At 54.7% G+C, this 1,602-nt stretch carries 1 protein-coding gene; it reads left to right on the forward strand.

Going from position 1 to position 1,602, the window contains the following annotated elements:
• Positions 1 to 96: 96 nt before the first annotated feature.
• Positions 97 to 1,602, forward strand: a 1,506-nt coding sequence (locus IL54_RS22375) for a calcium-binding protein (protein WP_443211378.1), incomplete at its 3' end; no start/stop codon positions are given.

Consider the following 1,602-nt stretch of genomic DNA (forward strand, 5'->3'; position numbering starts at 1 on the left):
TCAGCCATGGGCATAGCGACCAGTTTTGAGATTGAGAGCAACCAGCCGTCTGACTCGACAAAGCCAGTTTTGACGTCTCTGAGTTTTCCAAGTAGCGTGGATGTAACTGACGGTGGTAAATACCTGACGTTTACAGCAAGTGCCAGCGATGTTGGGTTGGGCGTGGATTATGTCTATGTAGGCTTTACCAAAAGTTGGCAGTCTAGTTCGAGCAGGACATCAGCCTTCGTTGCTTACGATAGCACTGATAGCTATGCCGATGGCGCTTCTTCTCGCGAATATTATATCGACGCGACATCCGGAGCAGGAACATACAGTATCGGCAATGTAACTGTGTATGACAAGGCTGGCAATTATAGATATTATGAAGCCTCTGAGCTGTCAGCTATGGGCATAGCGACCAGTTTTGAAATTCTGGACTTCAATGCTGGTGTTACGGCCACAGTTGCAGCATCCGGTGTTGTCGCCGAAGGCACAGGCGCAACGCTAATACCATTGCTGACGCTGAAAAATATCGGAGCTTACACAGGGACTGTAACGCTCGCCTTCGACGCCGAGCAGTCGACCATGACGGCCAGTGAGGTCAATGTTCCGAACTTCAACGGCCTCTACAGTATTTCGCAATCGCCCGCTCGCGATTATGTGATCGATCTGCCGGCGATCGGCGTCATCGACGACCTTCTCATCGAAGGTGATGAAATATTGGCATTCAAGGTGGCAGCCAGTGGGCAGATATTTTCGTCGGGCAGTGACAATATCATCGTGAAGGTCACCATTGCTGATAACGATCGCGTCGGTACGGTCGGCAATGACGTAATGAATGGAGATGAGGGGCATAATCTGTTCGTTGGTCTTGCGGGTAACGATGTGCTGAACGGGTTTGGGGGCGATGACTGGTTGCAAGGTGGTTTAGGCCATGACCGGCTGAATGGTGGCTTTGGCAATGACCGTCTGGACCCTGGCGCGGGGAACAACATCGTCGATGGAGGCGCTGGGAGCGATATGCTGGTGCTGGCCGGGGTCAAGGCGAGCTACAGCTACCTTTTGTCTGGCGGCTGGACCTTTGTGGTGGGCGAAGAAGGCGCCTCGCGAACTGTAAATGTAGAACAGGTTGCTTTTGCCAACGGCGTTTTGGGAAGCGCCGATCTGGCGGGCAGCTTGTCGGCGTTCGACGGGTTGCGCTATATCGCGGGCTATGGGGACCTGATCGCTGCCTTCGGATCCGATGCAGATAGCGCGACCGCGCATTATGTGGCGAGCGGCTTTGCCGAAGGGCGCGATGCCAAAGAGTTCGACGCGCTCGATTATATCGCAGGCTATGACGATCTGATCGCAGCTTTTGGTACCGATACGCAGGCCGCGACAAGCCATTATATCGATGGCGGCTTTGTCGAGGGCCGCAGCGACGCGTTGTTTGATGGGCTGCAATATATCGCCTCCTATGCCGATCTGATCGAGGCATTCGGAACGGACGCGGACGCCGGGGCGCGCCATTTCATCCAGGACGGTCGTGACGAGGGACGGAGCGACGATCTGTTCGATGGGCTGCAATATGTCGCGTCCCATGGCGATCTGATCGGCGCGATTGGTACGGATGTGGAG

This window comes from Sphingobium sp. ba1, from assembly GCF_000743655.1.
Lineage (GTDB): Bacteria > Pseudomonadota > Alphaproteobacteria > Sphingomonadales > Sphingomonadaceae > Sphingobium.